The sequence below is a fragment of the Ruminococcus sp. 210702-SL.1.03 genome (assembly GCF_020559915.1).
Taxonomy (GTDB): Bacteria; Bacillota; Clostridia; order Oscillospirales; family Ruminococcaceae; genus YE71.
Map to the genome: position 1 here is coordinate 1 of NZ_JAJCLZ010000036.1, position 12,950 is coordinate 12,950.

16 protein-coding genes are annotated in these 12,950 nt (G+C 40.6%); 9 read left to right on the forward strand and 7 right to left on the reverse strand.

From position 1 onward, the window contains the following. The first annotated feature begins 244 nt into the window (after window positions 1–244). From LI114_RS14205 to LI114_RS12080, 3 genes are all read left to right on the forward strand, one after another. Window positions 245–373: a hypothetical protein gene (locus LI114_RS14205; RefSeq protein WP_264468305.1), complete on the forward strand. Its 129-nt coding sequence runs from the start codon at window positions 245–247 to the stop codon at window positions 371–373. A gap of 97 nt (window positions 374–470) precedes the next feature. Then, window positions 471–665 carry a hypothetical protein gene (locus LI114_RS12075; RefSeq protein WP_227220892.1) on the forward strand — a complete coding sequence of 65 codons (195 nt, stop codon included), beginning with the start codon at window positions 471–473 and terminating at the stop codon, window positions 663–665. 125 nt (window positions 666–790) lie between these two features. Further along, window positions 791–1,645: a Bro-N domain-containing protein gene (locus LI114_RS12080; protein WP_227220896.1), complete on the forward strand. Its 855-nt coding sequence runs from the start codon at window positions 791–793 to the stop codon at window positions 1,643–1,645. A gap of 158 nt (window positions 1,646–1,803) precedes the next feature. Here LI114_RS12080 and LI114_RS12085 read toward each other — a convergent pair whose 3' ends face one another. The 6 genes from LI114_RS12085 to LI114_RS12105 all read right to left on the reverse strand — a co-directional run bounded on the left by LI114_RS12085 (window position 1,804) and on the right by LI114_RS12105 (window position 7,010). Further along, window positions 1,804–2,658: an Abi family protein gene (locus LI114_RS12085; protein WP_227220906.1), complete on the reverse strand. Its 855-nt coding sequence runs from the start codon at window positions 2,656–2,658 to the stop codon at window positions 1,804–1,806. A 15-nt stretch (window positions 2,659–2,673) separates the two neighbouring features. Further along, window positions 2,674–2,808 carry a hypothetical protein gene (locus LI114_RS14210; RefSeq protein WP_264468306.1) on the reverse strand — a complete coding sequence of 45 codons (135 nt, stop codon included), beginning with the start codon at window positions 2,806–2,808 and terminating at the stop codon, window positions 2,674–2,676. 619 nt (window positions 2,809–3,427) lie between these two features. Next, window positions 3,428–5,059: a recombinase family protein gene (locus LI114_RS12090; protein ID WP_227220897.1), complete on the reverse strand. Its 1,632-nt coding sequence runs from the start codon at window positions 5,057–5,059 to the stop codon at window positions 3,428–3,430. 89 nt (window positions 5,060–5,148) lie between these two features. Further along, complete coding sequence (locus LI114_RS12095) at window positions 5,149–5,328, reverse strand: transposon-encoded TnpW family protein (RefSeq protein ID WP_227220898.1); 180 nt, start codon at window positions 5,326–5,328, stop codon at window positions 5,149–5,151. Window positions 5,329–5,638: 310 nt separating this feature from the next. Continuing rightward, window positions 5,639–6,037, reverse strand: a complete 399-nt coding sequence (locus LI114_RS12100) for a hypothetical protein (protein ID WP_227220899.1) — start codon at window positions 6,035–6,037, stop codon at window positions 5,639–5,641. Between the two features lie 4 nt (window positions 6,038–6,041). Beyond that, on the reverse strand, window positions 6,042–7,010 hold the full coding sequence (locus tag LI114_RS12105; protein WP_227220900.1) for a DUF4365 domain-containing protein: 969 nt from the start codon (window positions 7,008–7,010) through the stop codon (window positions 6,042–6,044). Between the two features lie 692 nt (window positions 7,011–7,702). Between LI114_RS12105 and LI114_RS14215 the strand changes: the two genes are divergently transcribed. Both LI114_RS14215 and LI114_RS12115 read left to right on the forward strand, forming a co-directional pair. Next, a complete protein-coding gene (locus tag LI114_RS14215; protein ID WP_264468307.1) occupies window positions 7,703–7,990 on the forward strand; it encodes an NAD(P)H-dependent oxidoreductase in 288 nt (95 codons plus the stop codon). Then, window positions 7,942–8,385: an NAD(P)H-dependent oxidoreductase gene (locus LI114_RS12115; protein WP_264468308.1), complete on the forward strand. Its 444-nt coding sequence runs from the start codon at window positions 7,942–7,944 to the stop codon at window positions 8,383–8,385. The genes LI114_RS14215 and LI114_RS12115 overlap by 49 nt, the downstream gene beginning before the upstream one ends. Before the next feature lie 45 nt (window positions 8,386–8,430). On the opposite strand, the gene LI114_RS12120 is transcribed toward LI114_RS12115, so the two are convergent. Next, complete coding sequence (locus LI114_RS12120) at window positions 8,431–8,844, reverse strand: hypothetical protein (RefSeq protein ID WP_227220902.1); 414 nt, start codon at window positions 8,842–8,844, stop codon at window positions 8,431–8,433. Between the two features lie 219 nt (window positions 8,845–9,063). On the opposite strand from LI114_RS12120, the gene LI114_RS12125 reads away from it, so the two are divergent. From LI114_RS12125 to LI114_RS12140, 4 genes are all read left to right on the forward strand, one after another. After that, entirely contained in the window at window positions 9,064–9,273 is a 210-nt protein-coding gene (locus tag LI114_RS12125; protein ID WP_227220903.1) for a hypothetical protein, read from the forward strand. A 12-nt stretch (window positions 9,274–9,285) separates the two neighbouring features. Continuing rightward, entirely contained in the window at window positions 9,286–9,615 is a 330-nt protein-coding gene (locus LI114_RS12130; protein WP_227220904.1) for a single-stranded DNA-binding protein, read from the forward strand. 270 nt (window positions 9,616–9,885) lie between these two features. Then, window positions 9,886–10,083: a helix-turn-helix domain-containing protein gene (locus LI114_RS12135; protein WP_147623134.1), complete on the forward strand. Its 198-nt coding sequence runs from the start codon at window positions 9,886–9,888 to the stop codon at window positions 10,081–10,083. A 36-nt stretch (window positions 10,084–10,119) separates the two neighbouring features. After that, entirely contained in the window at window positions 10,120–12,852 is a 2,733-nt protein-coding gene (locus LI114_RS12140; protein WP_227220905.1) for a type I restriction-modification system subunit M, read from the forward strand. Window positions 12,853–12,950: the final 98 nt, after the last annotated feature.

The window sequence follows — 12,950 nt, forward strand, 5'->3', positions numbered from 1 at the left end:
CGGAGAAAGCGACCAACGCGGTGCTAGGCAAGCTTGGGTACAAGCAGAACGGGGTAGCGGGTAAAAAGCTGATGAGGAAGTTGGCGGGGAAGGTGAAGTGATTGGTTAAATTCACTAAAATTGCGGTAAAAGTTTGTGCAATATTTTCTTGAAATGTTATTGACTTTTGTAGCTACATATGTTATACTATAATTACAGTAAGCAAGGCTTACAAGTTACGGGGCAGAACGAGAAAGGAGGAAATATGAGCAAGATGACCGCTAAGGAATTTGACCTGCTGATCTCATTGATACTTTCAATGCTGAAAAATGGCGAGACCGAAGAAGTAATAAAACTTCTCGAGGAAACCAAAAACAAAAAAAGCTCCGACTAAATAGCCGGAGCACCAAAAAAACTAAGACGGGCGGTTCTGCCGCCGCCTATCTTATTTTTTAATATATCACGTTTTGCCCCGAATGTCAAGATAGGGCGTGATAAGAATCGAAAACGGCAAGAAAAAAATGGGCAGACCTACCACTGAACCTAAGATCCATGTTGCAAGACTGAGACTGTCAGAAGCTGAAAAGCAAAAGCTTGACGAATGTTGCAGATTGACTGGCATGAGTATAACAGGGGTTTTAAAGCTCGGTATAGACAAGGTATACAACGATTATTTGCAAAAGTAAAAGCGGCAACGTCACACCGTCGAAAGCTGAACGTTACCGCAAAAAGAAACAACCCAAAATGAATTGCTGAACTAATTATAGCATATCCTTTTCGGGTTGTCAAGTGAAAAGGAGTTATGATATTTATGGAAAACGTAATTACAAGATCATGCGAACAGTTTGGAACTATAAGACAGATAAAAGGCGACCCTGCGCTTTGGTGCGGTTCTGATGTAGCTAAGGCTCTGGGCTATGCAAGACCAAATGACGCCATATCAGCTCATTGCAGGTGTACGGTGAAACGCCGTATACCTCACCCACAGTCGCCAAGCAAGCAGATAGAGGTCAGCTTTATCCCCGAAGCGGACGTTTACCGTCTGATCTGCCACAGCAAGCTGCCGAAAGCGCAGGAGTTTGAAAAATGGGTCTTTGAGGACGTTGTGCCGAAAGCTGTTCGCGGTGAGTCTAAGCAAATGACTTTTGACGATTACAGCTATTTCGATAAGACGTTCAACGGCGAACCTGTTGTGACTGTTCACGATATTGCTTATATGACGGGCATTAACCGCACTACGATAAGCGAAACGATATGCAGAGAGCTGGCTGATCATGTTGAATACGGTTTGCTTGAAAAAGAGCCGCTCGCGCAGTTCAAGAGAGAAAATCCGAAAGTACCGAAAAATATTCCCAGTCTGATAATAGTGAACAAAAGAGGTTTTGAGGCGCTTTGCAAGATATACGGTTTGGAGATCGAAAAGCCAAAATGCTTTGCAATAGAAGATAAAAAGCACCCTATGCAGTTCATAACGCCCGAGATCACGCGTCACTCGGAAGAAATTCGCCGAATGGCTGAAAGGCTGATACATCTCACCTATCTTCTTGATGACACGCACGGTCAGGTCCTTTGTGGTGAAACCTTCTATCAGTGCAAAATGGCAGTTATTAGACAGATGAAGGAAATAGGCTCGTGTATCGTTATACCGCGTAAAGCGACAAAATGAAGTGTTTTGAGTGATCGGAGCGCTTGTTAAACGGACAGCCGACAGGGTGCTTGGGGTGCTCTGTCGGCTGTTTTTGCATAAAAAAAGCGGGACAACATCCATAACACTGTCCCACTCAAAAACCTATTGCGGTTTGTTCTATTACAATATATATTATATCACGATGAAGCCAATTTGTCAACAACTTTTTTTAAAAAAATAAAATTTGCAAATACGAGGCTGTTTTCAGCAAATAGATGGATATAATTTTGTTCAAAATGTTCAAGTACATCGAAAAATTTTTGAAAATCATAGCTTGCAACATCCTGCGAGGCAAGCTTTTTTAACGAATAGAGTACACAGACGATCTCACTTATAATTCTGCATTTTAGCCTTGTGGTTTTTCCACTGTTGCCAATATCTGTGCCAAGACTATCGATAAAAGCGCGCATTCTTGGATCAATTCTTTCAGTCTCCTTGTAAAGAGTTGCTAGTATACAATTATTGTGAGCACACGCGTTTCTCATATTTTTTACATTAAAAAGAATATTCTCTGGAATAGGAGTTTCAGCTACATATGTATGCTCTTTAGGATAGAAAAATTTATAGAAGCTGATAAGATCGCCGAAAGTTATCATCTCAAGCATTATCCAAATTGGCACATCTACAGCGTATTCGATCTGCTTTCCATTATTGTATAGCGATACGGAATAAACCGAGTCATCAGTTTTAGGATAAATGTATTTACCAGCTAGTTTGTTTAAATATAAACTCTCTCTCTTTTTGGCAATGTCTAGAGCAACTTTACCCCCTGATCTTGTTTTGAAAAAGTCTTGGATCAATTCATATCCATCGTTGTTACATTTTTCAAAATCCTGCAATATTCTTAGCTTAAGGCTGTGTTCTATATCTATGCACATAGAAAAAATATGTTTTCTTATATTCATGTCAAGTATCGCTGTTGCTCTGAGTTGATCGAAGTTGAGATTGATATATTTTCCTTGGTTTATTCCGCACGGATATTTATCATACAGTTTTCTGTACGAACATCACCGCAGAAAATTATTACTTTCCAAAAGGTATTTTTCTACATATTCTTTAGTATGTGGTTCAATGATTATGCCCTTTTCGATCATTTTATCAACAAGTTCGGCTGAATTCATTTTTGGCTTTTCTAATGCCATTCTAGACTTGGTTGCGCACATTTCAGGAATGGAAAGCAAAACTGTCACCTCTTATTATGGTATTTACTAAATTATACAACATTTTTCTTGAAATTTCAAGATGTAAACCAAATGAAAAATGAAAAATATTATATTTTTATTTATTGACCTACATACCTTGACAAAATTCATCAAAAATGATATACTGATCTCGGTGATGTTATGGAAGTAAATTACAAACAGTCGGTGCGTGTGTATCGGCATATATGTGAGCGGACGGAAATAGTCCGTCAGAATCTGAGCAATGGGAGTTCCTAAATGCCTATTATGAAATCTGAAACTATACACGTTTCATACACGTTCAAAGCGAATTGTAAAATTATGTATGTAAAGCTGTGAACAGAGAAAAGCGCGCAAAGCCTTGATTTTGCAGGGCTTTAGGCGTGTTCATGATGTGGCGTAAAAGGGGAGAACAGGGCTGTTTTTACTCCCTCCTTCTCCGCCAAATACCCGCCGTAGATTAACGTCTGCGGCGGTTTTTGCGTTGTGCGGATCTTATTGCAAAAAAAAAGCGGCACTTTAGGGCGGCGCACATAAAGCAGTTTATGTGATTTGAAGATAAGGTTGCGTAACATCGCAGTTACGCAGCCTTTTTCTTTTTTTCGTATTCTCTGCTGTCAGCTATTGCCGTAGCGACAGCAACATCAAAGCGGAAGTGTATCTCTATCTGCTGAGTACGATGCCCATCGCTCTTTTCAGGAGCGTAAACAACTATCTTCTCGATAAGTTCATGCATGATCTCGGGAGTAAGCTCCGTGATATGCTCATACTTCTGCACTACCTTTATAAAGGAGATCACATCAGCACATTTCTGCTCTGCTGTTTCAATAAAAGCAGTAAGTTCTGATGCTTTCGCTTTCAGCTTCTTCTGCTCGTCCTCATATCCTGCGGACAGTACAGCAAAACGCTCGTCAGAGATCTTACCCGAAATATTGTCCTCATAGAGCCTTACAAACAGCCTGTCAAGTTCAGTGATACGCTTTTCAGCTTGATTAAGAGCTTTCTTTGCTTTAAATACATCAGAGGAATGCTTTGACGCAGAGTTGTCCATGGCTGTCTGCACAAACTCAGCTTCACTGTCTTTGACATTATCAAGGAGCTTGTTCAGAGCATTCAAAACCAACTTCTTTAGCACCACAGTCCTGATATAATGTGAAGAACAGCTATTCTTATCTGCTGAGTGCGTAGAGCATTTCAGATGTTCCTGTTCTTCGCTGAGACTCTTGGAACGGCATAAATACAGCTTCTTCCCACAATCAGCACAATAACAGATGCCCGAAAACGGATTTACAGTTTCCTGCTTCTGATTTCTGCGCTTATCCTTACGCATCTCCTGAACAAGATCAAACTCCTGCTGTGTGACGATAGGCTCGTGGGTATTCTCAAAGATGAGCCAGTCTTCTTTCGGATTTTCAATCTTACGCTTGTTCTTGTAGGACTTGCGGCGTGTACGGAAGTTCACCGTATGACCGATGTATTCGGGGTGCTCTAAAATGTCAATGACAGTTTCAGTACACCAGCGGTCAAGCCTTGAATTCTTGTTGGCTGGGTTTCTTCCCTGCGATATAGCGTAAGCCGTCGGATTTGGGATACCTTCCTCAGTCAGCTTACGAGCTATCTGAGTCGGACCGTAGCCGCTGATGCAGAGCTTGTATATTTTGCGGACAACCGCTGCAGGCTCATCATCAATGATCCACTTGTGCTTATCTTCCTCAGATGCCTTGTACCCGTAAATAGGCAGAGAAAGCGGTTTGCCCGACTGACCCTTTGCCTTGAATATAGCACGAATCTTCTTCGATGTATCCCTGGCGTACCAGTCATTAAAAATGTTCTTGAAAGCCATCAGCTCATTCTCGCTCTTGAGAGTATCCACGTTATCATTGATAGCGATATAGCGGACATCATAGTCAGGGAATATGATCTCAATATATTCACCTGTTTTAAGATAGTCACGACCAAGCCTTGAAAGGTCTTTGGTAATGACCGTTCCGACTTTGCCTGCTTCGATGTCAGACATCATAGCCTTGAAGCCGTCACGTTCAAATGTCGTTCCCGAAACTCCGTCATCAACGTAGTAAACGGGATTGCTGAAACCGTCATCCTCCGCATACTTTTTGAGGATAGCCTTCTGATTGGTGATACTATTACTCTCACCCTGTAACATATCGTCCTGCGAAAGACGACAATACAGCGCTGTTATCTTGTCTGTCATATTAAACCTTCCTTTCCGACAGATAAAGCGAGCTATGTTATCATTATAGCGCAATATACCGTCAATGGCAATGCGCTATAACGCCAATATTACACAGCCTGCTTCTCAGGTTCTTGTCCGGATTCACCGAGCATTTCTTCACACTCACGGTCTATCAGCCTTTGCAGGATATCAGTAAGGCGTTCCTTTGAAGCAGGGTTGAATACTAACTTCACGATGTAAGTTGTTCGTCCGATCTTGTACTCGGACACGTTGTTTTCTTTGTTCATAGCGATCTTTCCTTTGCTTATATATCTCTACGCATTGGTGAGGGCATCGCTTTCTTTCTCTTACCCTCTACGCAGCCGCAAGGTCGGTATGTCATCCTTTCAGCCGACCGAGTATTTTGCGACTATGAATATTATAGCGCGTAATGAAGCCTATTGTCCAGCCGCATTGCGCACGAACTTTAGGTTGTATTTCAGTTTTCCCCAGTGCAATTTATACTGGAAATATGAAAAGCAGCCTCAAGTGAGACTGCTTTTAACCTTCAACATCTAACAAATATTTACATAAGTGTAGGCGCTTTAGTATTTATTCTTACATACAACCACCCATTGTAAGAATAACCATTGTATGCTTATAGCCTACATTTTTACCGCTGCATTCCATGACAATGTAATAATTGCTTTCATTCTCTGCCATTACAACTATTCCTTGTGAATAATTGGTTTTCCAAAGTGGTTTAACGCCATAGTATGGTGCAACTGCTTCATTTGTTGGATTAGGAGTTTCAATATTAAATCCATTTTCATATAGCCAAGCATGGTAATTTTTCAGAGCAGGAGGCGTTCCCATTACTTGAAATGCACTTAATGTTGCCATTTGGAATTCTATTTCATTTTCGAGAGTTATTACATACTTTTCTGTCGGATCAAGAATATATTCACCTATTGTGTTTCTTATATTCGAAAAATCATTGAGTTTTATATGTTTCATATTTTTAATCTCCTTCTGGTCTTGCTTCAGCATAAGGTCGGATTTGTGATACATAGCCGTCAACAGTTAAAAATGATTCTCCTAAATCATTTAGGCTAAGTATTAGCATATACTCTGCAACTTCTCCAGAATGGTCAACACCTCGTATTGCAGGTAAACTTTTACGAAATTCTTCAAAAGATTTTCCAACAACTACCCAGTCATCTATCTCCTTATCATAATAACAGTGAAGATCACGCCAAAGAGTTAAATCGTCTTCTTCATAAAACTCTTCGTCAATCGAAAAGTGTGCCCAAGGAAACAGTTTAGGAAACACCTCAATATATGGAGTAAAGGGAAACCAATATGGATATGAATATGTTTTTTCTTCATTTCCATCATCCACGATTAATTCTGTTTCTCCTCTTCCGCTACACTTATTAACCCATTCTGTTGAATGAAGCTTAACTGTGCCTCCATCTTTTATAATGCTCATGAACTGCTTCTGTGACAAAAGAAAGTTATAATTTGTAATGTGTTCAGGTAAATTAGAGAATGAAAGAAGCTGTTGATTGGATGAGTCATCCAAAAAGACTTGATTTAATGGAACTTTTACAAAAAAGCCTTTTCCGTCTCCGCCTTTAGTTCTTTCGATCGTTTCTGATGTTAGCTTTTGCCAAATGCAAATTTTGTTATCGGAGTCATTATTATATAAAACAACAATACAAGGCAAAGAATTTGTTGTCCAATAATTATATTGTCTTTCATCAATATCTCTGAAAACAATACAGTTGTCTTTTTCTTCTTTAAAATAGCTCGAACCAGTTTTAATTTGTAATGCAAGGAGTTGTTTTGCTGCACCAGATGGATCTGTAAATTCCATATGCGCATCAATGCCAATATCATTTACTGGTTGCTCCCTAAACATCCATTGATATTCTTCTGCTATTTCTCCACAATGGTGGACTCCTTTTCTCTCGGTATGATTTGCCATAAACTACCTCCTTAGAATATCATGGGTGGCTATCAGCTTGTCTATTTCCTTTATTATACAAGCTTATATATGAAATGTCAACTGTGCATTACTAAGATTTGATATTATGAAGAGAAAAAGGCGTTGTCGAATAAAAATGTGAAAGCCACCTCCGCATGAGCTGAGTCTATACCAGCAAGCACGGTATCTCCGCATTACAATTATGGAAAATTGAATGCTCCGATACACAGCTTGCAAGAGGGTTCTCCCCCTTGAACCCCGAACAACAAAAAGGAAAGATAAACCGAGCTAAACTGCTCGAAAAAAACAAAAATCCAAGTTCAGATTCACACCCAGCAAGCTCGGTGTATTGTGTACACAAGAACTGTGCAAACAATACACGATGCTTGCTGAGGGAAACTTCCCCATACCCCTGAGTAAACAAGAGCAAAAAATTGGAACAATCAGTCAGAAAAAATATGATGCCTACAAGGTCAAAAATCACCCCCAGCAAGCTCTGCACATTGTAATACAGAAACCTGATAAACAATGTGCTGGAAATTCTGGTGACAGCCACCATTCTCCAAAACCTGAACAGAGAAAAAATCATCGAAATAATCCACTCTGCGGAGCGTGGATTGACGTGACTTCCGCACGTGTTTATAATAAAAATATCAGCATAAAAACTGAGAGACGGAAGAAGAAAGATCACTATGAAAATACTTGTTCTGAACGGCAGTCCCAAGCGTGAAAAAAGAGACACGATGCACATAACACGGGCGTTCCTTGAAGGCATGAAAGAAGCTGCTCCGCAGGAGATTCACATCGTTGATATTATCGACAAGCATATCGAATATTGCACGGGCTGTTTCACTTGTAAGCGTAACGGCGGAGAGTGCATCCATAACGATGACATGAAGAACTTCTCAGCGAAGTGCTGGAGGGCAATCTTTTGCTGTTCAGCTACCCGCTTTACTGCTACGGAATGCCTGCATCTTTAAAGGCTTTTGCTGACCGTACAATGCCGCTTTCAAGTATGGCGATGAAGAAGCAGGGTGACAGGTATGTTCACGTCGGGCAGGCGGATTTTTCGCGCCTGAAATACATGATGACCTGCGGCTGCGGTTTCCCGAACACCAAGCAGAATTTTGAGCCTGCAGTCATGCAGTTCAAGCTGATGTTCCCAAATAACCACACTATCATCACCGTCCCCGAAAGTCCGATGTTCAATGCTCCCGAAGCAGCAGAGGTAACTGTGCCGAGATTTGAGCTTGTGAAGCAGGCAGGAAAGCAGTATGCTGAGACAGGCGAAATAGATGAAAAATTGCTTGCGGAGATATGCTCACCGATGATACCCGAAGATGTGTATGCGGAAATCTGCAACAGAGAAATGTGAAACCAAAAACACGGACAGCCATTTATGCAACGGCTATCCGTGTTTTTAATCTATCCAGTAACACCTGAAGTTCCAGTCAGCATCCCAGCGTGCGTCAATAAAATGTCCGAACATAAAGCTCTTATTTGAAAAATAAACAGCTATAGACATATCATCAATATCCATGGTAAAAGAGTCGAAAACTAATTCAGTTTTCATTTGTTCAGGAGAAGATACAGCGTTTTTATCAACTCCGTAAAAATCGTAGAATTCTTCTCTGAACATCTCATTGACAAGCTTCTCTGCATTCTGCACAGCATATCTCAGCTTGTCGTAATAGATGTCAATAATCTTCTCCTCGAAATCTTCGGTATATCCCTTACGAGTATACATAAAGTAAGGATCCGGATCGGAATAAGCCGAGAAAAACCTGCTGTTTCCATGAATTATACTGTTTATATGATCCTTATCCAGCTTCATACGAACTCCTTCTTACTTGCTTTTAAGCTTCTTGTACTTTTTATATCATAGCACATACCACCGAAAAAGTCAATCATCATTACAGCGCAATGCACCGGGGAAAATCAACTTTTTGCTGCGCTTTTCACAAGAATTATTACAATCCTTCCACAGAGCTGGACTCAGGTAGTTTTATCGGATATAATGGATTCACGATAAAACTTATGGAGGTACACAGCTATGTTGAAAACACCTGAATTGGCAATGCCGAGAACACGAAAGATTACAACCGTCTGCAACGGAAAGCGTGAGGTCTGGACGGACTACGAACAAGCAAAGGCGTATTTCCTTGAAGTGATGATGTCCACTGACGGCGAGGGGCACGACCGAGCAGAGTGCGTATACATTCAGCTTATACACGGGCTTAACGAGTGTTCGGACGAAGATTGAAAGGAGCAGACTATGTTGAATAAGATCATGATGTCAGGCAGGCTTCTAAGCGAGCCTGCTGTTACTACCAAAGATGACCCTAAATACTGCAAATTCAGTATCGCCGTTGACCAGCCTAAGCAGAAAGGCGTTGATGCTGTCGAGACAGACACGTTCACCTGTCTTGCCTTTGATGATAATGCAAGTGCTGTGAGTTTTCTCTATTCCAAAGGCGGTACGATTACATTTGTTGGTTCGCTCATGAACGCTCCCGATAACACCGCTGTTCTCATCGTGGAGGAACTGCACTTTCAGAATAAGTTTGCTGTTAAGGTGGACGTTAATTCGGAGCAAATTTTCTGATAGTGCAGGTGGTATGCTCTCAAGCGAACGAAAATGGCTCACTGCGGCTGTCAGATACAGCATCCGTTCTGATATCTATAAATACGAAACGAGGCTCTCAGAGTGAATTCTGGGAGCCTTATTCTATATACCAAGAAAAATGCACAATGCATATAAATAAACTTAGTATAAATATCACGAAATAACACTAAACCTCTTGAAATTTTCAAACCGATATAGTATAATTATAATAGATTATTATATGTTTCATCTACTACAAGAGGTGATAAAATGGAAAATAGCGCTGTTAATGAAAAATGGATAAGCCTTGAAGAGGCAGCTGAACACTTAGGAATCAAGCCTGTTACTATCCGAAGTTGGATTCGCAATAATAAAGATATCCCTGCCCACAAAATCGGTAAGCAGTGGAAATTCAAACGCTCGGAGCTTGATGCATGGGTAAAGAGTGGCAAAAGTGCTATTGAGTAAGAAATATAGCAACTTAATTGTAAGGAGATTCGTATTATGGCGGTTAAGAAAACGGAATTATATAGTTCACTATGGGCAAGTTGTGATGCACTGCGCGGAGGAATGGATGCATCACAGTATAAGGATTACATACTAACCCTTTTGTTTATGAAGTATGTAACGGATAAGTATAAGGGACAGAAATACGGAGATTTGACCGTTTTCGATAAAGAACATGATCCCAATCCTGATCCCGAAAAAAGAATAGGCTGTTCTTTTGATGACTTTATTGCACTCAAAAACAAGAAGAATATTGGCGAAGGTATAGATAAAATTATTGCACGTCTTGCTGAAGTTAATGACAGCTTAAAAGGTGTAATTGACATCGCACATTTTAATGACGAAGCAAAAATCGGTAAAGGACAGGAAATGGTTGATAAGCTCACAAAACTTATTGCTATTTTTCAACGTCCTGAATTGGATTTCTCAAATAATAAAGCAGACGGCGATGATATCATAGGCGATGCATATGAATACCTTATGAGAAATTTTGCTACTGAAAGTGGAAAAAGTAAAGGGCAGTTCTATACACCGGCGGAAGTTTCTCGTATTCTTGCTAAGGTTATAGGCATAGATAAATGTACGGATCATGATGCCACAGTATGTGATCCGGCTTGCGGCAGTGGTTCATTACTTATCAGAGCACTTGCGGAAGTTCCGTTTGAGATATCGGGTTATGGACAGGAAAAAGAGAGTTCGACGGTAGGTCTTGCTAAAATGAATGCCGTTCTCCATAATAAAGCTACTATCAAGATCATGGCAGGTAATACATTCTCTGATCCTCAGTTTATAAAAAATGAAGATGCTTCCGAACTGGAACGATTTGATTATATTGTTGCCAATCCGCCTTTTTCTCTCAAAAACTGGTCTGATGGCTTGAAAGAGTTCGGCAGATTCTCCGGATATGGAGATAGACCACCTGAGAAAAACGGCGACTATGCCTGGTTGATGCACATATTAAAAACACTGAAATCTACGGGTAAAGCTGCTGTCATTCTCCCTCACGGTGTTTTATTCCGTGGAAATGCCGAAGGAACGATTCGTCAGGCTATTGTTGATAAGGGCTGGATCAAGGGGATCATCAGCCTACCGCCTAACCTGTTTTATGGCACAGGTATACCTGCCTGCATACTGATCATAGATAAAGAGGGTGCAGAGAATCGCTCAGGCATCTTTATGATAGACGCAGGCAAGGGATTTGTAAAGGACGGAAACAAGAACAGACTGCGTGAACAGGATATCTATCGCATTGTCACTACATTCAATGAACAGATTACAGATGATCCTAAATATGCTCGCTTTGTTCCCAATAAGGAGATCAAAGAGAAGAATGGCTATAACCTGAATATTTCCCGTTATATAGATTCTTCCGAGCCTGAGGATATTCAGGATATTTATGCTCATATTCACGGCGGTATCCCTGCTGTGGATATAGATGCACTGAGTAAATACTGGGATGCATTCCCGACGCTGAAAGATGAGTTGCTCAGTTCGCTTAGTGATAGCTATTATAAGCTGAATGTGGAAGAAAACGACATTCGCAGAACGATATATGCTAATGATGAATTCTCGGCATACGGTGAACTTATCGACAAGGCATTTACGGACTGGAAATCTTTTGCAGATACAAAACTGAAAAAACTTGATAGCTCCGTTTCTGCCAAAATTCTCATATCCGAGTTGGCAGAGAATATAATGAAAGCATTTGAAGATATCACGCTTATCAACAAGTATGATATTTACCAGATACTTCTTGCATACTGGAACGAAGTGCTTAACGATGATATTTCATTTATCATATCGGAGAAACAGGGTTACGGTGTTGCAAGAGAGACAGAAAACATCATGAAGGAAACAAAGAAAACGGATGCCGACGGCAATCCTGAGCTAAAGGTCGCAGGCTGGGAAGGCAAGATCATACCCAAGGCATTGGTGAAATCGGAATTGTTCCCTAAAGAGAAAAAAGCTATTGATGATCTTATGGATATCGTTGCAGAAACAGACTCCCGTCTTATGTCTATGATAGAGGAATCCGCAGAGGATTCTGCATTATCAGAGATTGCAGATGGCGGAAAAGTCAAGAGCAAGGATATTCAGGAGAAGATAGACAAGATCATGGAAAATGTCCATACTCCGCTCATTGACGGTCTTATTCAGTTGCAGAGCCTTCTTCCGTCAATGAAAAAGAAGGAATATACACAGTATATCGACAAGCACGCTGAACTGAAAGTTGCGTATACCGATAAAGGAACTGTAACCAAAGCATCCATACATAATGCTTTAAGTGCAGCCCGTGCAGAAGCGCCTGCACCTGCTGCATACGCCGATGACTATGAAGAGTTAAAGAAAGCGTTTGAGCTTGCACAAAGGTCTGAGGAATCTACAAAGCTTATAAAAGAAATGGATAAGTCGCTTGATGAAAAGGCTCGTGAGAGATATGCGTCACTTACCGATGATGAGATCAAGGAGCTGCTTGTAGACAAGAAGTGGTATTATGCCATAGGCAAGGGAATAATTGATCTGTACACAGCAATTTCTCATAAGCTTGCCGAGCGTATCACCAAGCTTTCAAAAAGATATGAGCTTACACTTACAGACCTTGACAGTCAGATAAACGAAGCAGAATCATCACTGTCAGATATGCTTGGTGAATTAACAGGCAATGATTATGATATGAAAGCTTTTGCAGAGTTAATAGAATTGCTCGGAGGTTCAAACGATGTCGAATAATAACAAAACTCCGGAGATAAGATTCAAAGGATTTACTGACACTTGGGAACAGCGTAGGTTGTCAGAGATTTATCAAAACATAGGAAATGCATTCGTTG

What these genes read in the sequence shown, in the direction of transcription:
- LI114_RS14205 (WP_264468305.1), top strand. Translation starts at nt 245, where the DNA reads ATGAGCAAGATGACCGCTAAGGAATTTGACCTGCTGATCTCATTGATA.
- LI114_RS12080 (WP_227220896.1), top strand. Translation starts at nt 791, where the DNA reads ATGGAAAACGTAATTACAAGATCATGCGAACAGTTTGGAACTATAAGA.
- LI114_RS14210 (WP_264468306.1), bottom strand. Translation starts at nt 2,808, where the DNA reads ATGGCATTAGAAAAGCCAAAAATGAATTCAGCCGAACTTGTTGATAAA.
- LI114_RS12090 (WP_227220897.1), bottom strand. Translation starts at nt 5,059, where the DNA reads ATGACAGACAAGATAACAGCGCTGTATTGTCGTCTTTCGCAGGACGAT.
- LI114_RS12095 (WP_227220898.1), bottom strand. Translation starts at nt 5,328, where the DNA reads ATGAACAAAGAAAACAACGTGTCCGAGTACAAGATCGGACGAACAACT.
- LI114_RS12100 (WP_227220899.1), bottom strand. Translation starts at nt 6,037, where the DNA reads ATGAAACATATAAAACTCAATGATTTTTCGAATATAAGAAACACAATA.
- LI114_RS12105 (WP_227220900.1), bottom strand. Translation starts at nt 7,010, where the DNA reads ATGGCAAATCATACCGAGAGAAAAGGAGTCCACCATTGTGGAGAAATA.
- LI114_RS14215 (WP_264468307.1), top strand. Translation starts at nt 7,703, where the DNA reads ATGAAAATACTTGTTCTGAACGGCAGTCCCAAGCGTGAAAAAAGAGAC.
- LI114_RS12120 (WP_227220902.1), bottom strand. Translation starts at nt 8,844, where the DNA reads ATGAAGCTGGATAAGGATCATATAAACAGTATAATTCATGGAAACAGC.
- LI114_RS12125 (WP_227220903.1), top strand. Translation starts at nt 9,064, where the DNA reads ATGTTGAAAACACCTGAATTGGCAATGCCGAGAACACGAAAGATTACA.
- LI114_RS12130 (WP_227220904.1), top strand. Translation starts at nt 9,286, where the DNA reads ATGTTGAATAAGATCATGATGTCAGGCAGGCTTCTAAGCGAGCCTGCT.
- LI114_RS12135 (WP_147623134.1), top strand. Translation starts at nt 9,886, where the DNA reads ATGGAAAATAGCGCTGTTAATGAAAAATGGATAAGCCTTGAAGAGGCA.
- LI114_RS12140 (WP_227220905.1), top strand. Translation starts at nt 10,120, where the DNA reads ATGGCGGTTAAGAAAACGGAATTATATAGTTCACTATGGGCAAGTTGT.